Annotated in this window: 22 protein-coding genes; 6 read left to right on the top strand and 16 right to left on the bottom strand. The window is 63.2% G+C overall.

The genetic code is table 11. The annotated features are described in order from the left end of the window. Positions 1-8: 8 nt before the first annotated feature. The 5 genes from AC58X1_RS14430 to pmbA form a co-directional block, all read right to left on the bottom strand. On the bottom strand, positions 9-620 hold the full coding sequence (locus tag AC58X1_RS14430) for a superoxide dismutase (RefSeq protein WP_150572060.1): 612 nt from the start codon (positions 618-620) through the stop codon (positions 9-11). A 1-nt stretch (position 621) separates the two neighbouring features. Further along, a complete protein-coding gene (locus tag AC58X1_RS14425) occupies positions 622-1,083 on the bottom strand; it encodes a DUF2753 family protein (protein ID WP_101316843.1) in 462 nt (153 codons plus the stop codon). Positions 1,084-1,101: 18 nt separating this feature from the next. After that, positions 1,102-2,478, bottom strand: coding sequence for a class II fumarate hydratase (locus AC58X1_RS14420; RefSeq protein WP_497429026.1), 1,377 nt, complete (start codon positions 2,476-2,478; stop codon positions 1,102-1,104). Beyond that, entirely contained in the window at positions 2,471-2,872 is a 402-nt protein-coding gene (locus tag AC58X1_RS14415; RefSeq protein WP_178080747.1) for a FagA protein, read from the bottom strand. Before AC58X1_RS14415 ends, AC58X1_RS14420 begins: the two co-directional genes overlap by 8 nt. Before the next feature lie 128 nt (positions 2,873-3,000). Further along, a complete protein-coding gene (gene pmbA / locus AC58X1_RS14410; RefSeq protein ID WP_101316837.1) occupies positions 3,001-4,347 on the bottom strand; it encodes a metalloprotease PmbA in 1,347 nt (448 codons plus the stop codon). Between the two features lie 108 nt (positions 4,348-4,455). Between pmbA and yjgA the strand changes: the two genes are divergently transcribed. Continuing rightward, positions 4,456-4,977: a ribosome biogenesis factor YjgA gene (gene yjgA, locus AC58X1_RS14405; RefSeq protein WP_101316835.1), complete on the top strand. Its 522-nt coding sequence runs from the start codon at positions 4,456-4,458 to the stop codon at positions 4,975-4,977. A gap of 65 nt (positions 4,978-5,042) precedes the next feature. On the opposite strand, the gene tldD is transcribed toward yjgA, so the two are convergent. From tldD to mreB, 8 genes are all read right to left on the bottom strand, one after another. Beyond that, positions 5,043-6,482, bottom strand: a complete 1,440-nt coding sequence (tldD, locus tag AC58X1_RS14400) for a metalloprotease TldD (protein ID WP_103436172.1) — start codon at positions 6,480-6,482, stop codon at positions 5,043-5,045. 2 nt (positions 6,483-6,484) lie between these two features. After that, positions 6,485-7,336 (bottom strand): carbon-nitrogen hydrolase family protein, encoded by an 852-nt coding sequence (locus AC58X1_RS14395; RefSeq protein WP_101316832.1) that lies wholly within the window; start codon positions 7,334-7,336, stop codon positions 6,485-6,487. Between the two features lie 8 nt (positions 7,337-7,344). Beyond that, positions 7,345-11,166 (bottom strand): YhdP family protein, encoded by a 3,822-nt coding sequence (locus tag AC58X1_RS14390; protein WP_497429025.1) that lies wholly within the window; start codon positions 11,164-11,166, stop codon positions 7,345-7,347. A 73-nt stretch (positions 11,167-11,239) separates the two neighbouring features. After that, positions 11,240-12,697, bottom strand: a complete 1,458-nt coding sequence (gene rng, locus AC58X1_RS14385) for a ribonuclease G (RefSeq protein ID WP_101316828.1) — start codon at positions 12,695-12,697, stop codon at positions 11,240-11,242. A 66-nt stretch (positions 12,698-12,763) separates the two neighbouring features. Then, the gene (locus AC58X1_RS14380; protein WP_497429024.1) at positions 12,764-13,363 is read right to left on the bottom strand and encodes a Maf family protein; all 600 of its coding nucleotides are present in this window, start codon (positions 13,361-13,363) and stop codon (positions 12,764-12,766) included. A 34-nt stretch (positions 13,364-13,397) separates the two neighbouring features. After that, positions 13,398-13,886 (bottom strand): rod shape-determining protein MreD, encoded by a 489-nt coding sequence (gene mreD / locus AC58X1_RS14375; protein WP_101316824.1) that lies wholly within the window; start codon positions 13,884-13,886, stop codon positions 13,398-13,400. Then, positions 13,886-14,905, bottom strand: coding sequence for a rod shape-determining protein MreC (mreC, locus tag AC58X1_RS14370; RefSeq protein ID WP_497429178.1), 1,020 nt, complete (start codon positions 14,903-14,905; stop codon positions 13,886-13,888). The genes mreD and mreC overlap by 1 nt, the downstream gene beginning before the upstream one ends. A 207-nt stretch (positions 14,906-15,112) precedes the next feature. Next, positions 15,113-16,150, bottom strand: coding sequence for a rod shape-determining protein MreB (gene mreB, locus AC58X1_RS14365; protein WP_003255163.1), 1,038 nt, complete (start codon positions 16,148-16,150; stop codon positions 15,113-15,115). Positions 16,151-16,352: 202 nt separating this feature from the next. Between mreB and gatC the strand changes: the two genes are divergently transcribed. The 5 genes from gatC (at position 16,353) to AC58X1_RS14340 (ending at position 21,110) form a co-directional block, all read left to right on the top strand. Beyond that, positions 16,353-16,640: an Asp-tRNA(Asn)/Glu-tRNA(Gln) amidotransferase subunit GatC gene (gene gatC, locus AC58X1_RS14360; RefSeq protein WP_101316820.1), complete on the top strand. Its 288-nt coding sequence runs from the start codon at positions 16,353-16,355 to the stop codon at positions 16,638-16,640. 15 nt (positions 16,641-16,655) lie between these two features. Further along, positions 16,656-18,107, top strand: coding sequence for an Asp-tRNA(Asn)/Glu-tRNA(Gln) amidotransferase subunit GatA (gatA, locus tag AC58X1_RS14355; protein ID WP_150570818.1), 1,452 nt, complete (start codon positions 16,656-16,658; stop codon positions 18,105-18,107). An 11-nt stretch (positions 18,108-18,118) separates the two neighbouring features. Beyond that, positions 18,119-19,564, top strand: coding sequence for an Asp-tRNA(Asn)/Glu-tRNA(Gln) amidotransferase subunit GatB (gene gatB, locus AC58X1_RS14350; protein WP_103436164.1), 1,446 nt, complete (start codon positions 18,119-18,121; stop codon positions 19,562-19,564). A gap of 70 nt (positions 19,565-19,634) precedes the next feature. Beyond that, entirely contained in the window at positions 19,635-20,006 is a 372-nt protein-coding gene (locus AC58X1_RS14345; protein ID WP_101316814.1) for a septal ring lytic transglycosylase RlpA family protein, read from the top strand. Positions 20,007-20,066: 60 nt separating this feature from the next. Next, entirely contained in the window at positions 20,067-21,110 is a 1,044-nt protein-coding gene (locus AC58X1_RS14340) for a calcium/sodium antiporter (RefSeq protein WP_101316812.1), read from the top strand. 42 nt (positions 21,111-21,152) lie between these two features. On the opposite strand, the gene AC58X1_RS14335 is transcribed toward AC58X1_RS14340, so the two are convergent. From AC58X1_RS14335 to AC58X1_RS14325, 3 genes are all read right to left on the bottom strand, one after another. Beyond that, a complete protein-coding gene (locus AC58X1_RS14335; protein ID WP_259075761.1) occupies positions 21,153-22,514 on the bottom strand; it encodes an amino acid permease in 1,362 nt (453 codons plus the stop codon). Positions 22,515-22,577: 63 nt separating this feature from the next. Then, positions 22,578-23,519, bottom strand: coding sequence for an AEC family transporter (locus AC58X1_RS14330; protein ID WP_101316808.1), 942 nt, complete (start codon positions 23,517-23,519; stop codon positions 22,578-22,580). Between the two features lie 150 nt (positions 23,520-23,669). Continuing rightward, a complete protein-coding gene (locus AC58X1_RS14325; RefSeq protein WP_150572068.1) occupies positions 23,670-24,248 on the bottom strand; it encodes a DJ-1/PfpI family protein in 579 nt (192 codons plus the stop codon). Between the last annotated feature and the right edge of the window lie 66 nt (positions 24,249-24,314).

The following is a 24,314-nucleotide window of genomic DNA, read 5'->3' as shown; positions in this document are numbered from 1 at the left end:
GGTTAGGCTCACTTCAAGGCTTGCTGATAGCGGCGTTCCACTTCGGCCCAATCGACCACGTTGTAGAACGCGCCAATGTATTCAGGCCGGCGGTTCTGGTACTTCAGGTAGTAGGCGTGCTCCCACACGTCCAGGCCGAGGATCGGCGTGTTGCCGTGCATCAGCGGGCTGTCCTGGTTGCCGCTGCTCTCGACCACCAGTTGCTTGGTCGGGGTCACGCTGAGCCAGGCCCAGCCACTGCCGAAGCGGCTCAGCGCAGCCTTGGTGAAAGCCTCCTTGAAAGCATCAAAGCCACCTAATTGCTGCTCGATGGCCTTGGCCACCTCGCCTTGCGGCACGCCGCCGCCATTGGGCGCCATAACAGTCCAGAACAAGCTGTGGTTGGCGTGGCCACCGCCCTGGTTGATCACCGCTGCCTGCAACTTTTCAGGCAATTGCTTGACCGCGCCAACCAGTTTTTCCACCGGCCACTCAGCCCACTCGGTGCCCTCGATGGCCGCGTTGAGGTTGTTGATGTAGGTCTGGTGATGCTTGCTGTGGTGGATTTCCATGGTCTGGGCGTCGATGTGCGGCTCCAGCGCATCGTAGGCGTACGGCAGTGCAGGCAAGGTATGCGGCATGTCAGTGGATTCCGTAATTATGTGAGTGAGGTGCAACTTCCGGCGCAGCAATCAGCTCGCTCGCCGCGCCAGCCTGGCGGTTGAGCAAGCGCGCGGTGCGCGGGTACTGGCCGTACTCGGCAATGAAATTGAGCAGCTCGGTGTAGGTACGTGCGCTGTGGCGCAGTGCCGCCTCGCGTAGCGGCTGCGGCAGTCGTGGCTCGTGGCTGGCCTGCAGCAGGCGCTGATGGGCAGCGCAGAGGTAATCCGCGCTTTCGTGGGGTTGGTTCAGGCGCAGGTGCAGATCGGCCAGGTTGTGATGGGCGATGACCAGTGCGGCAACCGCCTCGTCAACGTCATGCCAGCGCTCGAGCAGCACCTGGGCCAGGGCCAGCGCTTGCAGGTAATACTCCCGAGCGTCGACCCAGTCGCCTTGGGCAAACAGCCGGTTGGCGTGATCGGTGGTGCGTTTCCAGTGCTGCATGACGTGCCTCCTGGACGGTCAGATACCGCCAGCGGTGAGTTTTTCCGGGTCAAGCAAGGCTTCGAGCTGGTCACGCGAGAGGTCGGTGTGCTCCAACGCCACGTCGATGATCGGCCGGCCTTGCTTGTAGGCGGTCTTGGCGATCTCGGCGGCCTTCAGGTAGCCGATGATCGGGTTCAGCGCGGTGACCAGAATCGGGTTGCGCGCCAGGGCTTCCTTGAGCTTGCTTTCATTGACCTTGAAGGTCGCGATGGCCTTGTCGGCCAGCAAGCGGCTGGCGTTGGCCATCAGCTCGATGCTCTCCAGCAGGTTGCGAGCGATTACCGGCAGCATCACGTTGAGTTCGAAGTTGCCCGACTGTCCGGCCACGGCGATGGTGGCGTCGTTGCCGATGACTTGTGCAGCCACCATGGCGGTCGCCTCGGGAATCACCGGGTTGACCTTGCCCGGCATGATCGAAGAGCCAGGCTGCAGGGCCTGCAGTTCGATCTCGCCCAGGCCCGCCAGCGGGCCGGAGTTCATCCAGCGCAGGTCGTTGGCGATCTTGGTCAGGGCAACGGCGGTGGTTTTCAGCTGGCCAGACAGCGCCACGGCAGTGTCCTGCGAACCGATCAGGGCAAACAGATTGTCACCGGGGGTGAATTCAATCGCGGTCAGGCCGCTCAGCTGGCGGGCGAAACCGGCGGCGAACTGCGGGTGAGCGTTGATCCCGGTACCTACCGCAGTGCCGCCTTGGGCCAGCGCCTGCAGGCTCGGCAGGGTCGCTTCAAGATGGCTCAAGGCAGCGCGGATCTGTGCCGCCCAGCCAGCCAATACCTGGCTCATGCGCACCGGCATGGCATCCATCAGGTGAGTGCGGCCGGTCTTGACGTACTGATGCACCTCAACGGCCTTGGCATCGATCACCTGCACCAGGTGGCGCAGTGCCGGCAGCAACTGCTCGTGCATGGCCAGCGCAGCGCTGACATGGATGGTAGTGGGGATGATGTCGTTGCTGCTCTGGCCACAGTTGACGTGGTCATTAGCGTTGACTGGCTCGCCCTGGACGCGGCTGGCCAAGGTGGCAATCACCTCGTTGGCGTTCATGTTCGAGCTGGTACCAGAACCCGTCTGATAAACGTCGACCGGGAAGTGCTGAATGAAATCCTCGGCCAGCAACTGCTCGACCGCCTGGACGATGGCCTGGCCTTGCGCCGGCGAGATCTGCTCGAGTTCGACGTTGGCCTCGGCCGCTGCCGCCTTGGCCAGCAACAGTGCACGGATGAACTGCACCGGCATGCGCTGGCCGCTGATCGGGAAGTTATCGACCGCGCGCTGGGTCTGAGCGCCATACAGGGCCTGGGCCGGCACCTGCAGTTCACCCATGCTGTCACGCTCGATACGGGTATTACTCATGGTCAATTCCTTGCAACAGTTCGTCGGGGGAAATCGAAGGCAGCAGCACGCAATTGGCGAGCTGCATGGCATAGGGCTGCCAGCGCTGGTTCTGCTCAAGGCGATCAAGGCTGCGCAGGTCCAGCAGCGGCCGCCAGGCCTGGTCCAGGCACTGCGCGCGCCAGTGCCAGGGCAGCATGCGATCGCTGGCGGTATCCAGCAGCAGACGCAGGGAAGTCAGGGCGACGGTCCATGGCGAGGTCGCGGTGCAGCACACCAGGTAGCGACCTTCGGCCAGGTAATGCTCGATCAGTCGCGGCTCGTCGGGGTCGAGCGCGCAGCGAATGCGCCGGCTCAGCCAACGCCAGTTTTCCAGGTAGGGCAACTCATGGAGTACGGTATTCATGAATATCATCACTGCTGGACGGTGTAATGATATTCATTATTAAGTGATAAATAGAATCACTTCAACCCCGAAGGCAAAAACAAAAGACCCGGCGCGATGGCCGGGTCCGGGGTGTGCAACTGGCACAACGGAGGGTTTTAGCTGCCCGCGACCGTCATGCGCTCAATCAGCACAGAGCCGCTGTGGATATTGCTGCGGGTTTCAAGATCGCTGCCAATCGCCACAATCTGCTGAAACATGTCCTTCATATTGCCGGCAATGGTCACTTCCTGCACAGCGAACTGAATCTCGCCGTTCTCGACCCAGTAGCCCGCTGCGCCACGCGAGTAATCACCCGTGACCATGTTCAGACCATGTCCCATCAGCTCGGTTACCAACAGGCCACGGCCCATGCGCCGAATCAATGCAGCTTGATCTTCGACGCCATGGGTGACGAACAGGTTGTGCACGCCCCCCGAATTGGCGGTGCTTGGCAAGCCCAGCTTGCGCCCCGAATAGGTACCGAGCAGGTACGCCACCAGTTCGCCGTTTTCGACGAACGGCTTGGCGTAGGTGGCCAGGCCATCGCCGTCGAACCCCGCGCTGCCCAGTGCCCGCGGCAAGTGCGGGCGTTCATCCAGGGTCAGCCAGCTGGGAAACAGGCGCTGCCCCAGCGAGCCTTCGAGGAACGACGACTTGCGGTACAGATTGCCGCCCGAGATCGCCCCAAGAAAGCTGCCGAACAGGCCACCGGCAAGCTCGGCAGAGAACAGCACCGGCACTTCGCAGGTCGGCACCGGGCGCGCACCCAGGCGGCTTGCGGCACGTTGCGCTGCACGCAGGCCAATGCTGCGCGGGTCGGCCAGCAGTTCGCCCTGGCGGTTGACGTCATACCAGTAGTCGCGCTGCATCTGCCCGTCGGCTTCGGCAATCATCACGCAACTGAGGCTGTGCCGGGTCGAGGCATAGCCGCCGATAAAGCCATGGCTGTTGCCGTAAACACGGCAGCCCTGATGGGTGTTGAGGGTGGTGCCGTCGGCATTCTTGATCCGCGGATCGGCATCAAAAGCAGCGGCCTCACAGGCCAGTGCCTGCTCGATGGCCTGCTCGGGGCTGATGTCCCAATCGTGATACAGGTCAAGCTCAGGGATATCGCGGGCCATCAGGGCGGCATCGGCCAGCCCGGCGCATTCGTCTTCCGAGGTGTGCTTGGCAATCGCCAGGGCTGCAGCAACGGTTTCGCGAATGGCCTCCGGGCCGCTGGCCGAGGTACTCGCCGAGCCCTTGCGCTGGCCGACATAGAGGGTGATGCCAAAGCCCTGGTCACGGTTGAACTCGACCGTCTCGACCTCGCGCTGACGCACCGTGGTCGACAAACCCTGCTCCAGCGACACCGCCACCTCGCAGGCGCTGGCACCCTGGCGGCGCGCTTCGGCAACGATCGCCTCGACTTGCTCCTGCAAGGCCGGCAGGTCCTTCGGGCCTATGCTCTGGACTGCACTCATGGTCTTCTCCACTCAAATTCTGCTTACGGCTAGGGTCATTCTACGACCGGGCCGGACAATTGGCCCCCGACTGGTTATCATGGCGGCGATTTCTAGCGGACGGCCACCATGGTTGATTCATACGACGACGCCTTCGATGGCGAAAAAAGCAAAACCCAGATCAAGCGCGAGCTACATGCACTGGTTGAACTCGGCGAGCGCCTGACGACGCTCAAGCCTGACACCCTGGCGCGCCTGCCCTTGACCGACCCGCTGCGCAAGGCCTTGGCCGATGCCAGCAAGCACACCGCGCACATCGCCCGCAAACGCCATATGTCGTTCGTCGGCAAGCTGATGCGCGACCAGGACACCGACGCAATTCTTGCGGTGATCGAGCAACTCGACAGCTCTACCCGCCAGTACAACGAACGCTTTCACGGCCTTGAGCGCTGGCGCGATCGGCTGGTCGACGGCAACGACGAGGACCTTGAGCGGTTTGTTCAGGAATACCCTGAAACCGACCGTCAGCAACTGCGCTCGTTGATCCGCCATGCCCAGCACGAAAAAGCCCGGGACAAGCCGCCGGCTGCTGCGCGCAAGGTGTTCAAGTACATCCGCGAACTTGACGAAGCTCAGCGCGGCCTGCGCTAGGTAATGCCTCGTGCGCAGCAAGCCCGCCCCCACCGCGGTGGAGGCGCGCTTGCTGCGCACTACGCTCACCCGCCGGTACCGCCGACGGTGATCGCATCCAGCTTCAGGGTCGGCTGGCCAACGCCCACCGGCACCGACTGACCATCCTTGCCACAGGTACCGACGCCGCTGTCCAGCGCCAGGTCGTTACCGACCATCGATACCCGGCTCATCGCCTCCGGCCCATTGCCAATCAACGTCGCCCCCTTGACCGGCGCGGTGATCTTGCCGTCTTCGATCAGGTACGCCTCACTGGTGGAGAAGACGAACTTGCCGCTGGTGATATCGACCTGGCCACCGCCCAGGTTGGCACAGTAGATGCCCTTCTTGACCGAAGCGATGATCTCTTCGGGATCGCTCTCGCCTGCGCGCATGTAGGTGTTGGTCATACGCGGCATCGGCAGGTGCGCGTAAGATTCGCGGCGGCCGTTACCGGTCACTGCCATGCCCATCAGGCGCGCGTTGAGCTTGTCCTGCATGTAGCCTTTGAGGATGCCGTTCTCGATCAGCGTGGTGCACTCGGTTGGCGTACCTTCGTCGTCGACGCTGAGCGAGCCGCGACGATCCTGCAGAGTGCCGTCATCGACGATGGTGCACAGGCTGGAGGCAACCTTCTGGCCGATCTGCCCGCTGTAGGCGGAACTGCCCTTGCGGTTGAAATCGCCTTCCAGGCCATGGCCGACCGCCTCGTGCAGAAGCACGCCGGACCAGCCCGGGCCAAGCACCACTGGCAAGGTGCCGGCCGGCGCCGGCTTGGCTTCGAGGTTGACCAGCGCCTGGCGCAGGGCTTCACGGGCATAGCCCATGACCCGCTCCTCGGTGAAGAAGCGGTAGTCGGTCCGCCCACCACCGCCCTGCCCGCCACGTTCACGGCGGCCGTCCTTCTCGACGATCACACTGACATTGAAGCGCACCAGCGGACGCACGTCGGCAGCCAGGCCGCCATCGGCAGCGGCCACCAGAATCCGCTCCCAGACCCCGGCCATGCTCACGCTGACCTGCTGGATGCGCGGGTCAAGGGCCCGCGTGGCGACGTCGACGCGCTTGAGCAGTTCGACCTTGTCGGCACGGCTGAGCACATCCAGCGGGTTGTTCGGGGTGTACAGCTGGGTCACATCCTGGCTGCGAAACGCCTGCACCGTGCCGTTCTGGCCGGCACGCGAGATCGACCGGGCGGCGCGTGCGGCCGAGGTCAGGGCTTCGAGGTTGATCGCATTGCTGTAGGCGAAGCCGGTTTTCTCACCAGACAGGGCGCGCACGCCAACGCCTTGGTCGAGGTTGAAGCTGCCTTCTTTGACGATGCCGTCTTCCAGCGCCCAGGTTTCAGAAATCTGGCCCTGGAAGTACAGATCGGCAGCATCGATGCCGGGCCCGGCCAACTCGCCCAGTACAGCCTGCAGGCTGTCCAGGGTCAGTCCGCCCGGGGCAAGCAGCTGGTCGCTGACGGTGGTTAACATCTGGCTCATAGTCACTCCGAGGTGTGCGCAGGCCGCAAAGCGTCCTGCGAGAAAAAGCGCCGGTGCGTAATCACCGGCATCCGCGCCCGGATGGACGCTTGTTGATCTATGTCGCGCTCGGCCAGCAGCACCGCTTCACCGCGAGCCTGCTGGGCGATGATGCGCCCCCAGGGGTCGACGATCGCCGCCTGACCGTGGGTTTCGCGGGGGCCGGGGTGGATTCCGCCCTGGGCCGCCGCCAACAGATAGCATTGGGTTTCGATGGCTCGGGCGCGAATCAGTACCTCCCAATGCGCCGCACCGGTCACCGCAGTAAATGCTGCGGGGGCCGTGATCAACTCCGCGCCGGCCGCCCTCAGTGCACTGTACAGTTCAGGGAAGCGCAGGTCATAACAGACCGACAGGCCTACCTTGCCCAGCGGCGTGTCGGCCACCACCACCTGGCTGCCGTGGGCATAGTCATCCGATTCACGGTAACGACCGCGGTTGTCGGCCACATCGACATCGAACAGGTGCAGCTTGTCGTAGCGTGCGACCACCTCACCGTGCTCGTCGATCAGCAGCGAACAGGCATGCGCCTTGGCGTCCGGCTGGCCGAGCGGGGGCAACGGCAAGGTGCCGGCAACTATCCATAACTTGAGGGCGCGAGCGGTGCGTTTCAACCATGGCAGGATCGGCCCTTCGCCACGCGCCTCGGCCAGGCCGATCGCAGCGGCATCGCGCCGGCCCATGGCAGCGAAGTTTTCCGGCAGCACCGCGAGCCGAGCGCCGGCGGCAGCGGCTTGCTCGAGCAATACACCGGCCCGCTGCAGGTTGGCCATCACATCGTCCTGGCTGACCATCTGAATCACCGCTGCTTTCATCGGCACTCCTAGCGAGACTTTTCGAAAGGTTTCACAAAGGTGATCTTAGGCTCTTTCCACGAGCCATCGACGCGATAGTGCACGCTGGCAAAGCGCGAAATTCGATCACCAATCAATTGATCGACCAGAAACAGCGCACCACCAATGGCCGGCGCGCCGACGATCAACGCCGCCAACGGCAGGTTGTTGGTGACCGGCAGGGTGACCTGGAGGTTGGCAGCGATGCGATCACGCACCATGTCCATGGTGCCATCGAGCTCGAAGTTGCTGGACGGCCCGGTGACGGTAATCGGCTCACGGGTCACGTAAACGCCTTCACTAGCCACCAGCAGGCCCTTGACCCGGTCATAGCCAAGACCCTTCTCGAACAGGTCGGAGAAGTCCAGGCGCAGGCGCCGACCGATCGAGTTGAAGTTGAGTAGACCGAACACGCGCAACGCCTGGGCGCCGCCCTCGACCTCGACGAACTGACCACTGCGCAACGACGCATCGAGGCTGCCGGAGAAGCGCTTGGTGTCGATCCAGGCCGGCGAGCCAGGCCAGCGGCCATCGACATCCAGATGGAAGTCGCGGCTGGTTACCGTTGGCGCAAAGCCAAAGCCCTGCAGCACATCGGCCAGGTTCTTGCCATCCAGGCGGCCCTTGTACCAGCTCGCAGTGCTGCCCGGCGGACCTTCCCAGGCGCCATTACCGTCGATGTGCAGGCCCTTGATCAGCAGGTCGACGCCATTGAAAGACACGCCGCGCGGGGTCGGTCGCAATTTCAGCGCTACCGAACCGAACAGGTCATCACCGCGATACAGCTTGTCGATGCTCAGGTCCAGCGCAGGGACCTTGCGCGGGTCGAAACTGGCCAGCGGGTCGGGGGCATTGTCGTCCTGCGCTTGCGCTGGATCGGCCGGTGGCAGGCGCAGGCTCTGCAGTTTGACCACCATGGGCTGCGCCTTGGCATCCGGAATGCGTGCGTTGCCGATCACCTCGCGGCTGTCCAGGCGCAGGTCCCAGGCACTGGCGACACGGGCCAGGCGGACCACGGCCTGGTTCAGTTGGGTGCCGAAAGCTTGTATCTGGCCGATGCTCAGATCGACGCTTTGCAGGGTCTGCCGGGCACTGCCACCGGGGTCATCGCCGGCCAGGCGCTGTGCCTGCTGCTGCCACGCTTCAAGATCGAGCGTGTCGAGCCGGCCACGCACGCGCAGGCCCTTGCCACCAGGCAGCTGTGGCTCGCCCGCGCCCAGCAGCAGCTCGCCGCGGCCTTGGTCAAGCTTGCCGCCGGGCGCTGCGTAGGCGAAGCGTGTGCTGTCCCCATAACGGGCATCGAAGCGTCGCTCGTTACCTTGCAGGGTCATGCTGAAGCGGCTGTCACGGGTATCCTGGGCAGCCTTGGCAAAGGGCGCCGGCAAGTCGATGCTGAGGCCTTTGAGCGAAGAATCGACGGTCAGGCGATTGTCCCGGCTGCCCAGGCTCAGCTGCAGCTGATAGGGAATCTCGCCGCTGGCAGGCAAGGCCTGCTTGACCTGCAGCCAGTCGGTCAAGGTCTTCAACGCGACCTGGCCAGAGGCATTGATGCGGGTCTGCATCTGACCGGGCTGGCCCTCGGCGACGATTTGCGCGGTGACCGGTTTGCCAAAGGCCTGCAGGCTGATGTTGTTGCCGCTCAGGCCCTTGTCCAGGTCGAAGGTGAAATCGCCCTTGAGCTTGCTCAGTTGCAGCTCCGGCGGCTCGACCTTGAGGCGCGCATCAGCGGTGCTGAAGTCGACCTTGACCTTGGGTAGCTTGCGGTGTGCCATTGGGATATCGAGGTTGAGCTTGCCGTTGAGCGGGCCTTCACCTTCCCAGCCAGCGAAAATATCAGCAGTGCCGATCGGCGCCTCTTGGAGGATCTTCAGGCCATCGCCGAGCGGGCCGGCGAAGTTGCCGGTCAGGTACAGATGGCTGTCCTGGCCAGCGTCAACGTGGGGGATGTTCACCGTGACATCGCTGACCTTGGTGTCGAGCAACAGGCCTTGCCGGGCCTTGATGCGCACGCCGCTGTCTTCGATCAGCACATCGCCGGCCACCTGCTGCACCTGAGGCCAGCCGGGCTGGAAGTCCAGCGCCGCGTCACGCACCTTGAAGAACAGGCTGATACTGCGCGCTTCGGGGGTGGCATCGTGGTTCAGCGAACCCTGATACTGGAAGTAGCCCTCATCCACAGTGCCCTTGACGATGGCACTGCGCAGCCATTCATCGAGGGCCGGGCTAAGGACTTCGGGCAGATATTTGGCGGTGTAGCGACCATCGCCTTCGGTCAGGCCGACGCGCAGGTCCATGTAGTCTTCGCGGCCTTCCTCGAACAGCAGGCGGATCAGGAAGTCGCCGGCGATCTTGCCTTCTTCGCCAAGTACCTTGAGGTACGGTGCGATCAGGGTGAAGCCCTCCTGATCCAGGCGCCAGGTGAGCAAAGCATTGGCTTTCTGGTAATGCCAGGGTTTGGCGAAGATCGGATACAGATGCAGCATGAACGCATCGGTATCCAGGCGCAATTCGCCATGACCGAGGTCGCCGCTGATGCTGCCGCTGACGTTCCCCGCCGCCGGCGCACCGTGGTAGGCGTTGAAACCAATGCGGTCCAGGTTGGCGGCAAACTGCAGGCGCTGATCACCTTCGGCCTTGGGCCGGATATCCAGCTTCACGTTATGCAGCGCGCCGGTCACCTTGAGCCCGTCGACCACCGCCATGAGGTTGTCCGGCAACGGCGCCAAAGCATTGATCAAGGGGGTCAGAGGGGTCAGGTCGAGGGTGTCGGCCTGGACCTGCCAGGATTCTTCGAGAGGTGTCGAAGCGCTGTGCTGTCGGGCTTGCAGGTGGGTTTCCCAACGCTGCTTGCCGATGCTGGCCGCCAGCGAGTCGAGCACTAGCTGGTAACCGTCCTCACCACGCTGCAGCCAGGCGGACAAGGCAAGGTTATCCAGGCTGACGGGCTTGCGGCTGCTGTAGGCACCACGCAGGTGCGGCGCGTTGAGGCGCACGCTTGCGTGCTGCAACTGGCCCTTGCGCACACCTACCCAGAATTCGCCGCCCGCGCGCAGCGCTTCGGCGCGCCACTGGCCAAGCAGCTTGGGTGGCAGCCAGTGCGACCAGTCGCTTTGCGGCAGGCTCAGGTAGCCGTCCAGGGAGCCATCGCGCCAGTTATCAGCCGTGGCCCGGCTACGCAGATTGAGCGCCAGTGGCTGCCCATCGGGCAGGGTCGCCCGTGCATCCAGCGCCTGGCGCGAGGCGCCGGCCTGCAAGCCAACGCTGACGTAAGTCAGGGTCAGGGGATCGCGCTGCCAGGGGTGCAGTGTGACCTGGCTATCGAATACGTCGATCCGCCCCAGCTGCTGCAAGCGCTGCAGCAACTGCGCCGGGTCGAGCGGGGTGTCGTCCTGCTTGGGCAGGCCTTCCAGCGCCCAGGAGCCCTGCTCGTCCTCGCGCAGAATCAACTGCAGGCCGCCCAGCTGGATGCGCGCCAGGCGCACTTCGCGGGCCTTGAGGCTGGCCCACAGATCAGGCACGGCCTTGACGTCATCCAGGCGCAGCGCATCGGCGCCCTCGCCCAGCTGCAGATCACGCACACGCAGCACCGGTGCCAGGCCACTCCAGCGGCCTTCCAGTGCGCCGATATGTACCGGCAGGCCGAGGGACTGCTCAGCCTTGCTCTCAACGTCGGCGCGATACTCTGCCACCAGCGGCACCAGTTGCCGGCCGATGCTCACATACAGCGCCACCAGCACCGCCAGCAAGGCACACAAGCCCAGCCCCCAACGGGTCAAGGCGCTCAGAACGCGGGTCAGACGCTCCATGGCCATGGCCCTCCAAAACGTGCTTTAACTATGGCTGCAAGCGCGACTTTCGCCAACCGGCGATGGTTTTCAGGACGCGTCAGAGGAGCACCACATCGTATTGTTCCTGGGAGTACATGGTCTCGACCTGGAAGCGGATGGTGCGGCCGATGAACGCTTCCAGCTCAGCAACGTTGCCGGACTCTTCATCGAGCAGACGATCGACCACCTTCTGGTTGGCCAGCACACGGTAGCCCTCGGCCTGATAAGCCCGCGCTTCACGGAGGATCTCGCGGAAGATTTCGTAGCAGATGGTTTCGGCGGTTTTCAGCTTGCCGCGGCCCTGGCAGCCGGCGCACGGCTCGCACAAGACTTGCTCAAGGCTCTCGCGGGTGCGCTTGCGGGTCATCTGCACCAGACCCAGCTCGGTGATGCCGATGATGTTGGTCTTGGCGTGATCACGTTCGAGCTGTTTTTCCAGGGTGCGCAGCACCTGGCGTTGGTGCTCCTGATCTTCCATGTCGATGAAGTCGATGATGATGATCCCGCCGATGTTGCGCAGACGCAGCTGGCGGGCGATCGCCGTGGCCGCCTCGAGGTTGGTCTTGAAGATGGTTTCTTCGAGGTTGCGATGGCCGACGAAGGCGCCAGTATTGACGTCGATGGTGGTCATCGCCTCGGCCGGATCGACCACCAGGTAGCCACCAGACTTGAGCGGCACCTTGCGCTCGAGCGCACGCTGGATTTCGTCTTCGACACCATACAGGTCGAAGATCGGCCGCTCGCCCGGATAGTGTTCGAGGCGGTCGGCAATCTCCGGCATCAGTTCACCGACGAACTGCGTGGTTTTCTGGAAGGTTTCCCGCGAGTCGATGCGGATTTTCTCGATCTTGTGGTTGACCAGGTCACGCAAGGTCCGCAGCGCCAGGCCGAGGTCTTCGTAAATGACCGTCGGTGCACCGCAGGTCTGGATCTGGCTGGCGATCTGCTCCCACAGCCGGCGCAGGTAGCGGATGTCCTGGAGGATGTCGTCCTGGCGAGCGCCTTCGGCAGCGGTGCGCAGGATGAAGCCGCCGGCGTCCTTGACGTTTTCCTGCTCGATGCAGCTGTTGACCACCTGCTTGAGGCGCTCGCGTTCGGCTTCGTCCTCGATCTTCAGCGAAATACCGACGTGACTGCTACGCGGCATGTACACCAGATAGCGCGACGGAATCGACAGCTGAGTAGTCAGCCGCGCGCCCTTGGTGCCGATCGGATCCTTGGTGACCTGCACCACCAGTGACTGGCCTTCATGCACCAGCGCAGTGATGGTCTCGACCGCCGAGCCTTCGCGCTGGGAAATCTCCGAGGCATGAATGAACGCCGCGCGGTCCAGGCCGATATCGACGAAGGCTGCCTGCATGCCCGGCAGAACCCGCACCACCTTGCCTTTGTAGATATTGCCAACGATACCGCGGCGCAGGGTGCGCTCGACATGCACCTCCTGCAGAACACCGTTTTCAACCACTGCCACGCGCGATTCCATCGGCGTGATGTTGATCAGGATCTCTTCACTCATGGCAGGTTCTCATCAAAGGTCTGGGGTTATGATGGATCGCTGACCGATCCCTGGCTAGCGCTGCGTTCAACCCTCTGCCTGAGCTGCTGGCAGTTGCCAGCAGGGGATGCCGAACTGGCCGAGCAAATCGGCGGTTTCGCTGAGCGGCAGGCCGACCACGGCCGAATAGCTGCCGCTCAGTGCGGTGACAAAAATCGCGGCCAAACCCTGGATGGCATAGCCGCCGGCTTTGTCCAGCGGCTCTCCGCTGGCCCAATAGCGGCTGGCCTCGTCAGGGCCGATCGAGCGAAAACGTACCGTGCTGGCGACGCACAGGCTGCGGACCTGCTGGCCATCATCCAGAGCAACTGCGGTAAGTACCTGATGCTCGCGCCCAGCCAGTTCAGCGAGCATAGCCAGGCCGTGTTCGCGGCTTTCAGGCTTGCCGAGAATGCGCCCATCAAGCACCACCGCAGTATCGGCGCCGAGTACCACACCAGCACCGGTGATATGGGCCAGTCCGGCAGCTGCCTTGGAGCGAGCCAGGCGCTCGACATAAGCCGCGGCGTTTTCCTCGGCAAGCGGGGTTTCATCGATGGGTGCGCTGACGGTGGTGAACGGTACGCCAATCTGGGTCAACAGTTCACGACGACGCGGCGAGCCAGAGGCGAGATAGAGTGGCTTCATGTGGACATATCCCTGTCAGGCGCGGCGATGCCGGTCAGTTGATGTGCAGGCGGCGGCGCAGGTCGCGCAAGGCAAAGCTGATCCACGGCCAGAGCAGCGCACTGATGACTGCCGACCACACCAGCGCCAGGGTCGGCAGGCGATTGCCGGTCAGGGCACTGAGCCACAACTGGATCAACTGGGCGATGCCGAAGATCACCAGGATCACCAGGCTCTGCTGCCACAGCGGGAACATGCGCAGGCGCTGCTGCAATGACAGCACCAGGAAGGCGATCAGGGTCAGAATCAGCGCGTTCTGCCCCAGCAGGGTGCCGTACAGCACATCCTCTGCCAGGCCCAGCACGAAGGCGGTGGTCATGCCGACCTTGTTCGGTACGTTGAGTACCCAGAATGACACCAGCAGGGCCAGCCACATCGGCCGGAACACTTCCATGAACTGCGGCATCGGCGAGACGCTGAGCAACAGGCCGATGGCGAAGCTGAGCCAGATGACCCAACCGTTTCTACTGCGCGAACTGGCCATCATTGCCTCCGCGGTTGGCTGGGCGACGCAGCAGGCGTCGCAGCCGGATTAACGGGTGCCGCTGGCGTTGCCGCAGGGGCAGTAGGGTTGGCGGGCGCAGTGCTTGCTGGCGCGCTGGCAGCAGGTGTGGCTTGCTCGGTAGCAGCTGCGGCTGGCGGCTGCGCCGTACCCTGCCGATCAGCTTCTTCCTGGGCCATGGCTGCCTCGGTCGCACGCTGCTCCGGGGTGCGGCGGTCGCTGAACACAAGCAGCATATAGCGGCTGCGGTTGAGCGCCGCAGTAGGGATGGCGCGCACGATCGCGAACGGCTGACCGGAATCGTGGATCACTTCGTTGACCGTGGCCACCGGGTAACCGGCCGGGAAGCGCTGACCCATGCCCGAGCTCACCAGCAAGTCGCCCTCTTTGACATCGGCAGTGTCGGCAACATGGCGCAGCTCAAGCCGCTCCGGGTTACCGGTACCACTGGCGATGGCGCGCAAGCCGTTGCGGTTGACCTGCACCGGAATGCTGTGGGTGGAGTCGGTGAGCAGCAGTACCCGCGAGGTGTAAGGCATCAGCTCGACCACCTGGCCCATCAGGCCGCGGGCATCGAGCACCGGCTGGCCGAGGAAGACGCCGTCGCGCTCGCCCTTGTTGATCAGGATACGGTGGGTGAACGGATTGGGGTCGACGCCGATCAGCTCGGCCACTTCAACCTTCTCGTTGACCAGCGCCGACGAGTTGAGCAACTCGCGCAGGCGCACGTTCTGCTCGGTCAGGGCCGCCAGCTTTTGCAAGCGCCCCTGCAACAGCAGGGCTTCGGTCTTGAGTTTTTCGTTCTCGGCGGCAAGCTCGGTGCGGCTGCCGAACTGGCTGGCGACACCCTGAAATACGCGCTGCGGGAGGTCTGTGAGCCAATACGACTCCATCAGCACCAGGCCCATCTGGCTACGCACTGGTTTGAGCAGGGCGAAGCGCGAGTCGACCACCATCAAGGCAACCGAGAGCACCACCAGTACCAGCAGACGAACGCCCAGCGAAGGGCCCTTGGAGAAAAGCGGTTTAATGGGCCGTTCCTCGTGGACGACGATTCAGGAGGTGACTGGACATGAAGCGGAGCACCGGCCTGCTGCGAATTGACGGAAACAGCGCCCCACGGACGCCAACCCAGCGCATACAGGTAGCACTGCGAGTGCTACCTGTAAACCAGGCGATCATTACCGGACGTTGAACAGCGCCGTGAATCACTCGCTCGAGAGCAGATCCATTGCGTGTTTGTCCATCATTTCCAACGCACGACCACCGCCACGAGCCACACAGGTCAGCGGGTCTTCGGCGACGATCACCGGCAGGCCGGTTTCCTGCGCCAGCAGCTTGTCGAGGTCGCGCAGCAGCGCGCCACCACCGGTCAGCACCAGACCACGCTCAGCGATGTCCGAGGCCAGTTCCGGCGGCGACTGCTCAAGGGCGCTCTTGACCGCCTGGACGATGGTCGCCAGGGATTCCTGCAGCGCTTCGAGCACTTCGTTGGAGTTCAGGGTAAAGGCACGCGGCACGCCCTCGGCCAGGTTACGGCCACGTACGTCGACTTCACGTACTTCACCACCTGGGTAGGCGGTGCCGATTTCCTGTTTGATGCGCTCGGCAGTGGATTCACCGATCAGGCTGCCGTAGTTGCGGCGCACGTAGGTAACGATAGCTTCGTCGAAGCGATCGCCGCCAACCCGTACCGATTCGGCGTAGACCACACCGTTAAGCGAGATCAGCGCGATTTCAGTGGTACCACCACCGATATCGACGACCATCGAGCCACGCGCTTCTTCGACCGGCAGGCCGGCACCGATGGCCGCAGCCATTGGCTCCTCGATCAGGAACACTTCACGTGCACCGGCGCCCAGCGCCGATTCACGGATGGCGCGGCGCTCGACCTGGGTCGATTTGCACGGCACGCAGATCAGCACACGTGGGCTGGGCTGCAGGAAGCTGTTTTCGTGAACCTTGTTGATGAAGTACTGCAACATTTTTTCACAAACGCTGAAGTCGGCGATGACGCCGTCTTTCATCGGACGAATGGCTGCAATGTTGCCGGGCGTACGGCCCAGCATACGTTTGGCTTCAGTCCCGACGGCGACAACGCTTTTCTGGTTGCCGTGGGTACGGATGGCAACAACCGAGGGCTCATTCAGGACGATACCGCGCTCACGCACGTAAATAAGGGTGTTGGCAGTACCCAGGTCGATAGACAGATCGCTGGAAAACATGCCACGCAGTTTCTTGAACATGGGAAAGTGACCCTGGGGAAAGCGTGGGTAAAAAAGTGCGGCAAACTCTAACAATGGCAGGGATTTTGGGCAAGGAGCCAATATGTTAAATTGGCAGTTTTTCCGAGCAAGCCTGCAGATGATCGCGGCTGTATGACCGCCAAAATGCCGGCATGTTCCTCATCGCGGAACTAATTCCGTTTGGTTTTTCTGGAGATTCCCCATGGCGCTGCAACGCTCCGACGTGGAAAAGATCGCCCATCTGGCCCGACTGGGGCTGAATGAAGGCGAACTGCCGCGCATCACCGATGCCTTGAACAGCATCCTCGGGTTGGTCGACCAGATGCAAGCTGTCGACACCAGCGGTATCGAACCGCTCGCCCACCCCCTGGAGGCCAGCCAACGTCTGCGCCCCGACCAGGTTACCGAAAGCAACCAGCGCGACGCGTATCAAGCCATCGCCCCGTCGACCGAGAACGGTCTGTACCTGGTTCCAAAAGTCATCGAGTAAGGGAAAGCACCTGCCATGCATCAATTGACCCTGGCCGAGATCGCCCGCGGACTCGCCGACAAGTCGTTTTCATCCGAAGAGCTGACCCAGAGCCTGCTGGGCCGGATCAAGCAACTCGATCCGCAACTGAACAGCTTCATCAGCGTCACCGAAGAACGCGCGCTGGATCAGGCGCGCGCTGCCGACGCCCGTCGCGCCGCTGGCGAAACCGGCCCTCTGCTGGGCGCCCCGATCGCCCACAAGGACCTGTTCTGCACCCAGGGCGTACGCACCAGCTGCGGCTCGAAGATGCTCGACAACTTCACCGCGCCGTATGACGCCACCGTGGTCAGCAAGCTGGCCGAGGCCGGTATGGTCACTCTGGGCAAGACCAACATGGACGAATTCGCCATGGGTTCAGCCAACGAATCCAGCCACTACGGCCCGGTGAAGAACCCGTGGAACCTCGAGCACGTGCCGGGTGGTTCGTCCGGTGGTTCGGCGGCAGCCGTGGCGGCACGCCTGCTGCCGGTGGCAACCGGCACCGATACCGGCGGCTCGATCCGCCAGCCGGCGGCGCTGACCAACCTGACCGGCCTGAAACCGACCTACGGTCGTGTTTCGCGCTGGGGCATGATCGCCTATGCATCGAGCCTCGATCAGGGCGGCCCGATGGCCCGTACTGCCGAAGACTGCGCCCTGCTCCTGCAAGGCATGGCCGGCTTCGACGCCAAGGACTCGACCTGCATCGACGAGCCAGTGCCTGATTACAGCGCCAACCTCAACGCGCCGCTGCAAGGCCTGCGCATCGGCCTGCCGAAGGAGTACTTCGGTGCCGGCCTCGACTCGCGCATCGCCGACCTGGTGCATGCCAGCGTCAAGGAACTGGAGCAGCTCGGCGCGGTGGTCAAGCAGATCAGCCTGCCGAACATGCAACACGCCATCCCGGCGTACTACGTGATCGCCCCCGCTGAAGCCTCGTCCAACCTGTCGCGCTTTGATGGCGTGCGCTTTGGCTATCGCTGCGAGGATCCGAAGGATCTCACCGACCTCTACAAGCGCTCGCGCGGTGAAGGTTTCGGCGTTGAAGTACAGCGCCGGATCATGGTTGGCGCCTACGCGCTGTCGGCCGGTTACTACGACGCCTACTACCTGCAGGCACAGAAGATTCGCCGCCTGATCAAGAACGACTTCATGGCAGCCTTCGAAGACGTCGACCTGATTCTCGGCCCAACCACGCCCAACCCGGCCTGGAAACTTGGCGCCAAGAGCAACGACCCGGTCTCCGCCTACCTCGAAGACGTCTACACGATCACCGCCAACCTGGCCGGCCTGCCCGGCTTGTCGATGCCAGCCGGTTTCGTCGACGGCCTGCCCGTCGGCGTGCAACTGCTGGCGCCGTACTTCCAGGAAGGCCGCCTGCTCAACGTCGCGCACCGCTACCAGCAAGTCACCGACTGGCACACCCGCGCCCCTACCGGCTTCTGAGGAATTCACACATGCAATGGGAAGTTGTGATCGGGCTGGAGATTCATACCCAGCTCGCCACCCAGTCGAAGATTTTCTCCGGCAGCGCTACCACCTTCGGCTCCGAGCCGAACACCCAGGCCAGCCTGATCGACCTGGGCATGCCTGGCGTACTGCCGGTGCTCAACCAGGAAGCCGTGCGCATGGCGTGCATGTTCGGCCTGGCCATCGAAGCCGAGATCGGCCCGCGCAACGTGTTCGCGCGCAAGAACTACTTCTACCCTGACCTGCCCAAGGGCTATCAGATCAGCCAGATGGACCTGCCGATCGTCGGCAAGGGGCACCTCGACATCGCCCTTGAAGACGGCACCATCAAGCGCGTCGGCATCACCCGTGCGCACCTTGAAGAAGACGCCGGCAAAAGCCTGCACGAAGACTTCAATGGCGCCAGCGGCATCGACCTCAACCGAGCCGGCACGCCGCTGCTGGAGATCGTCTCCGAGCCGGACATGCGCAGTGCCAAGGAAGCCGTGGCCTACGTCAAGGCGATCCACGCGCTGGTGCGTTACCTGGGCATCTGCGACGGCAACATGGCCGAAGGTTCGCTGCGTTGCGACTGCAACGTGTCGATCCGGCCGAAGGGTCAGGTCGAGTTCGGCACTCGCTGCGAGATCAAGAACGTCAACTCGTTCCGCTTCATCGAGCGCGCCATCAACAGCGAAATCCAGCGCCAGATCGAGCTGATCGAAGACGGCGGCCGGGTCATCCAGGAAACCCGCCTGTACGACCCGAACAAGGATGAGACCCGCTCCATGCGCAGCAAGGAGGAAGCCAACGACTACCGTTACTTCCCCGACCCTGACCTGCTGCCGGTGGTGATCGAGAGCAGCCTGCTCGAGAGCATCCGCGCCAGCCTGCCAGAGCTGCCACCGCAAAAGGTCGAACGTTTCCAGAGCCAGTACGGCCTGTCGGCCTACGACGCCAACGTGCTGGCCGCCAGCCGCGAACAGGCCGACTACTTCGAGGCCGTGGTGCGCATTGGTGGCGACGCCAAGCTCGCCGCCAACTGGGTCATGGTCGAGCTGGGCAGCCTGCTCAACAAGCTCGGTGTCGAGATCGACCAGGCGCCGGTCAGCGCCGAGCAACTGGGCGGCATGCTCCTGCGTATTCGCGACAACACCATCAGCGGCAAGATTGCCAAGACCGTGTTCGAAGCGATGGCCGCAGGCGAAGGCGACGCCGACAGCATCATCGACAGCAAGGGCCTCAAGCAGGTCACCGACAGTGGTGCAATCGAGACCATGCTCGACGAAATGCTGGCAGCCAATGCCGAGCAGGTCGAACAGTACCGCGCCGCCGATGAAGCCAAGCGCGGCAAGATGTTCGGCTTCTTCGTCGGCCAGGCGATGAAAGCCTCCAAAGGCAAGGCCAACCCGGGGCAGGTGAACCAACTGCTCAAGGCCAAGCTCGAAGGCTAAGCCCTGCGCGGTGCGCGGCCAGCCATGGCCGTGCACCGCGCAACTCATTCTTTGCGGAGCGTACGCGAGCATGCGGCATACCCTTGGCGCACTTGCGCTTTTCTCCCTGCTGGCCGGCTGCGCCAGTCACGATATCGACCCTAGCGGTTACGACAAGACCGGCACCGCCTCCTATTACGGTTCGCGCCACCATGGCAAACGGACCGCCAGTGGTGAGCCCTTCAACCAGCACGGCCTTACCGCCGCCCACCGCAGCCTCGCTTTTGGCAGCCGGGTGCTGGTCACCAACCTGGCCAACCAGCGCAGCGTCGTGGTGCGCATCAATGACCGCGGACCACACAGCCGTGGCCGTTTGATCGATCTGTCCCGCGCGGCCGCAGAAAAAATCGGCATGATCCGTAGCGGAACCGCGCGAGTGCGGGTACAAGGTCTGAGCGACTGAGCCAACGGGAGCCTGACCATTTTCGACCTCGCCACCCTACCCACCTTCAGCCTCCTGCAATTGGCTGTGGGCCTTGTCCTGCTGGTGCTCGGCGCCGAACTGTTGGTGCGCGCCGCCCTGCGCCTGGCCACGCGCCTGCATGTGCGGCCGCTGATAATCGGTTTGAGCCTGGTTGCCTTCGGCAGTACCGCGCCGCAATTGACTGTCAGCCTGCAAGCGGCCTATCAAGGTGCGCCTGACGTCGCTGTCGGCAGCGTGATCGGCAGCAACATCTTCAATGTGCTGGTGATTCTCGGCTTTACCGCGCTGATCATCCCGCTGCGCGTGTCGCGCCAACTGGTGCGTCTGGACATCCCGTTGATGGTGGCCGCCAGCGCCTTGGTCTACCTGCTCGCGGCCAACGGCCAGCTGGGCCGCTTCGAAGGCGCGCTGCTACTGCTCGGGCTGCTCGGTTATCTGTTGATCCTCTGGCACCAATCGCGCCACTACGCGCGTACTTATCCGGCACCGAATGCCCTCGAGGTCAGCCGCCTGCGCTTCTGGAGCGGTGCTGTGGGGCAGACCGCGTTGGGCCTGGTATTGCTCAGCATTGGCGGCCATCTGCTGCTGGAAGCCGCAGTGGAAGTGGCCACTGACCTTGGCCTGTCGGAACGGATCATTGGGCTGACCGTAGTCGCCGTCTGCACCTCGTTGCCGGAGCTTGCCGCTGCGCTGGTTGCGGCGCTGCGCGGTGAGCGCGAAGTGGCGGTAGGTACGGTGATCGGCAGCAACCTGTTCAATTTGCTGGCGGTGCTGGGTGCGACCGCGCTGGTCACCCCTGCCCCGCTGTCGATCTCACCGAATGCGCTGGCCTTTGATTTGCCGGTAATGCTCGGCGTCGCCTGCCTGAGCCTGCCGGTGTTCTACTCCGGCTACCGCGTCACCCGCGCCGAGGGACTGGTATTTCTCTGCCTGTACCTGGCCTACGGCCTGCATGTGGTGACCTTCACCACCGGCATGCCGTTGGCGGGCAAGCTGGAGAAACTGATGCTGTTCTACGTGCTGCCGCTGCTCGCCCTGACGCTGCTCTACACCACCGTGCGCGCCTGGCGGCGCCAGCACTGAGGCCTGCGCAGGTTTAGCCGCGCAGGCCTTGCAGCAAACACCTCAGCGCTTGGCCTGGCGCTGCTTCTTGAGCTTGAACGCAATGCCCAGTGCGGCAATCCACAGCGGGATCAGCATCACCGAGATGCGGATCGGCGGAGTCAGGTACATCACCACCAGGATCAGCACGATGAACGCCAGGCACAGGTAGTTGGTGATCGGATGACCCCAGCTGCGGTAGAACGGCGTTTCGCCGGCAGCGATCTTGGCCTTGCGGAATTTCAGGTGGGTGATGCTGATGCTTGCCCAGTTGATCACCAGCGCTGATACCGCCAGCGCCATCAACAGGCCGAAGGCTTCGCCCGGCATCAGGTAGTTGATCACCACGCACAGGCCGGTGGCCGTAGCCGACACACCCAGCGCGGTCAGCGGCACGCCGCGACGGCTGACCTTGAGCAATTGACGCGGTGCATCGCCCTGGCTGGCCAGGCCGAACAGCATGCGGCTGTTGGCGTACACGCAGCTGTTGTACACCGACAGCGCGGCGGTCAGTACCACTACGTTGAGGATGGTCGCGACCAGGTTGCTGTCCAGCTCATGGAAGATCATCACGAACGGGCTGCCGCCCTGCACCACCTTCTGCCACGGGTACAGCGACAGCAAGATCGCCAGCGCACCGATGTAGAAGATCAGGATGCGGTACACCACCTGGTTGGTCGCCTTGGGAATGCTCACCCGCGGGTTTTCCGCCTCGGCGGCGGTGATACCGACCAGCTCCAGGCCGCCGAACGAGAACATGATCACCGCCAGAGCCATGATCAAACCGCCGACGCCATTGGGGAAGAAGCCACCGTATTGCCACAGGTTGGCGACGCTGGCATCCGGGCCACCCTGGCCGCTGGTGAGCAACCAGGCGCCAAAGCCGATCATGCTGACAATCGCCACTATTTTGACCAGAGCGAACCAGAACTCCATCTCGCCGTAGACTTTGACCTGAGTCAGGTTGATCAGGTTGATCACCACAAAGAAGATCGCTGCCGTGGCCCAGGTCGGGAAGTCCGGCCACCAGTACTGCACATAGATGCCGACTGCGGTCAGCTCGGCCATGCCTACCAGCACATAGACCACCCAGTAGTTCCAGCCCGAGACAAAGCCGGCGAACTCGCTCCAGTATTTATGGGCGAAGTGGCTGAAGCTGCCGGCAACCGGCTCTTCCACCACCATTTCGCCAAGCTGACGCATGATCAGGAAGGCCATCAGGCCGGCAATGGCATAACCGAGCAACACCGATGGGCCGGCCATCTGGATGGTCTGGGCAATGCCCAGGAACAGCCCGGTGCCGATGGCCCCGCCCAGCGCGATCAGCTGGATATGGCGATTTTTCAGGCCGCGCTGTAACCGCTCGGGCGAGTTCTGGTCTTGCATGGAGTGTCCTTAGGTCAGGTGGCAGCGTTGTTGCTGTTGTTGTTCTGTTCAGGCAGCAAGGATCTAGATCCAGCCGCCCCACTGCAAGATGAAGATGCCGATATTGGTGGTAATCGCCGCCATCAGGGTCGTGATGACGATGATCGCCGCCGCTAACTGATGATTGGCATTGGCCGCGCGGGCCATGACATAGCTGGCGGCAGCGGTAGGGCTGCCGATGTACAGGAACAGGATGCCCAGCTCGGCACCGCGGAAACCACACAGCCAGGCGCCGAGGGTGCCAATCAGCGGCAACCAGACCATCTTCACCAGGCTGACATCCACCGCCAGCTTGCCGCTGTCGCGCAGCGCCGCCAGCGACAAGGTGCCGCCAATGCAGATCAGCGCCAGTGGCAGGGTCATCTGCGCCAGATAGTCGCCCGAGGTCAGCAGCCAGTTCGGCAGCGGCACCTGGGCGTAGGCCATGGGTGTGGCGAGCAGCACGCTGATGATCAGCGGGTTGCTGAAAACACTTTTGCAGATGCTCCACGGATCGGACTTGAGGTCCGGGCTGTACACCGCCAGCACCACCGCCGACAGCGAGTTGTACAGGAGGATCACCAGGCCGGCGAGCACCGCGCCCAGCGAAATGCCGTAATCACCGTACAGGCTGGCCGCCAGGGCCAGGCCAATAACGCCGTTGTTGCCGCGAAAAGCCCCCTGGGTGTAGATGCCGCGCTCGGCCAGCGGCGCGCGCCAGATCGCCAGGCCCCAGGACAAGGCGAAGCCGATCAGGGTAATTGCGGTGAAGTAGACCAGCACACCGGGTTTGATCGCTGCATCCAGATCGGCATGGTAGATGCCAAGGAACAGCAGCGCCGGCATGCACACGTTGAACACCAGCGTCGAGGCAACCTTAGTGAAGTTGTCGTCGATCAGGTGCAAACGTTTGAGCAATACGCCCATGAACAGCATGGCGAACACCGGTGCAGTGATGTTCAGCGTCTGGATAAGAAGGGCGAGCATGCGCGAGCGGTCCTGGTTTTGGGGTTGCCGTTAGGGGGCTAATGATACGCCAGGCGCTGGGTTTTGCGGACAATAGCCACTGCTAAAAGGATATTTCCTACATAACTGCCGCTTTTTGCTGTCAGCCTCGCCCCCTGCACAGCGGCCGATTCAAGAAATCCGAGTGCCCAGCACTTTCAGGAACGCTGCCAGCCAGGCAGGATGCGCAGGCCATGCCGGTGCGGTAATCAAGTTGCCCTCGACGTGGGCCTGATCCACCGCGATATCGATGAAAGTACCTCCGGCCAGACGCACTTCCGGCGCGCAGGCAGGGTACGCGCTGCACTCGCGGCCACGCAGCACGCCTGCCGCTGCCAGCAGCTGGGCGCCATGGCACACCGCGGCAATCGGCTTGCGCGCCTCGTCGAAAGCCCGCACCAGCGCCAGCACCTGCTCGTTCAGGCGCAGGTACTCAGGTGCGCGGCCGCCCGGGATCAGCAAGGCGTCGTAGCTTTCGGCGCGGGCCTGGACGAAGTCGAAGTTGAGGGCAAAGTTGTGCCCGGGTTTTTCGCTGTAGGTCTGCTCGCCTTCGAAGTCGTGGATAGCGGTACGCACCGTCTGCCCCGCGATTTTCTCCGGGCACACCGCATGCACGGTGTGGCCGACCATGCTCAGCGCCTGGAACGGCACCATCGCTTCGTAGTCTTCGACATAGTCGCCCACCAGCATGAGAATCTTCTTGCCTGTCATCGCCACCGCTCCTTGCCTAGCCTGGGATCAATCAGAGCACGATAGACCGCTTCGGCGCTTACCGAT

The sequence above is a fragment of the Pseudomonas sp. PGPR N4 genome, from assembly GCF_059693665.1.
The sequence above is the reverse complement of the archived record's forward strand: the minus strand, read 5'-3'. Positions and strand labels throughout refer to the sequence as shown.

Coding starts and splice junctions, on each gene's coding strand:
- AC58X1_RS14335 (WP_259075761.1), bottom strand. CDS start 22,514: ATGCAAGACCAGAACTCGCCCGAGCGGTTACAGCGCGGCCTGAAAAAT.
- gatC (WP_101316820.1), top strand. CDS start 16,353: ATGGCGCTGCAACGCTCCGACGTGGAAAAGATCGCCCATCTGGCCCGA.
- AC58X1_RS14395 (WP_101316832.1), bottom strand. CDS start 7,336: ATGAAAGCAGCGGTGATTCAGATGGTCAGCCAGGACGATGTGATGGCC.
- mreD (WP_101316824.1), bottom strand. CDS start 13,886: ATGGCCAGTTCGCGCAGTAGAAACGGTTGGGTCATCTGGCTCAGCTTC.
- mreB (WP_003255163.1), bottom strand. CDS start 16,150: ATGTTCAAGAAACTGCGTGGCATGTTTTCCAGCGATCTGTCTATCGAC.
- AC58X1_RS14390 (WP_497429025.1), bottom strand. CDS start 11,166: ATGGCCATGGAGCGTCTGACCCGCGTTCTGAGCGCCTTGACCCGTTGG.
- gatB (WP_103436164.1), top strand. CDS start 18,119: ATGCAATGGGAAGTTGTGATCGGGCTGGAGATTCATACCCAGCTCGCC.
- AC58X1_RS14325 (WP_150572068.1), bottom strand. CDS start 24,248: ATGACAGGCAAGAAGATTCTCATGCTGGTGGGCGACTATGTCGAAGAC.
- yjgA (WP_101316835.1), top strand. CDS start 4,456: ATGGTTGATTCATACGACGACGCCTTCGATGGCGAAAAAAGCAAAACC.
- AC58X1_RS14430 (WP_150572060.1), bottom strand. CDS start 620: ATGCCGCATACCTTGCCTGCACTGCCGTACGCCTACGATGCGCTGGAG.
- AC58X1_RS14415 (WP_178080747.1), bottom strand. CDS start 2,872: ATGATATTCATGAATACCGTACTCCATGAGTTGCCCTACCTGGAAAAC.
- AC58X1_RS14420 (WP_497429026.1), bottom strand. CDS start 2,478: ATGAGTAATACCCGTATCGAGCGTGACAGCATGGGTGAACTGCAGGTG.
- AC58X1_RS14425 (WP_101316843.1), bottom strand. CDS start 1,083: ATGCAGCACTGGAAACGCACCACCGATCACGCCAACCGGCTGTTTGCC.
- AC58X1_RS14345 (WP_101316814.1), top strand. CDS start 19,635: ATGCGGCATACCCTTGGCGCACTTGCGCTTTTCTCCCTGCTGGCCGGC.
- gatA (WP_150570818.1), top strand. CDS start 16,656: ATGCATCAATTGACCCTGGCCGAGATCGCCCGCGGACTCGCCGACAAG.
- rng (WP_101316828.1), bottom strand. CDS start 12,697: ATGAGTGAAGAGATCCTGATCAACATCACGCCGATGGAATCGCGCGTG.
- AC58X1_RS14380 (WP_497429024.1), bottom strand. CDS start 13,363: ATGAAGCCACTCTATCTCGCCTCTGGCTCGCCGCGTCGTCGTGAACTG.
- pmbA (WP_101316837.1), bottom strand. CDS start 4,347: ATGAGTGCAGTCCAGAGCATAGGCCCGAAGGACCTGCCGGCCTTGCAG.
- tldD (WP_103436172.1), bottom strand. CDS start 6,482: ATGAGCCAGATGTTAACCACCGTCAGCGACCAGCTGCTTGCCCCGGGC.
- AC58X1_RS14330 (WP_101316808.1), bottom strand. CDS start 23,519: ATGCTCGCCCTTCTTATCCAGACGCTGAACATCACTGCACCGGTGTTC.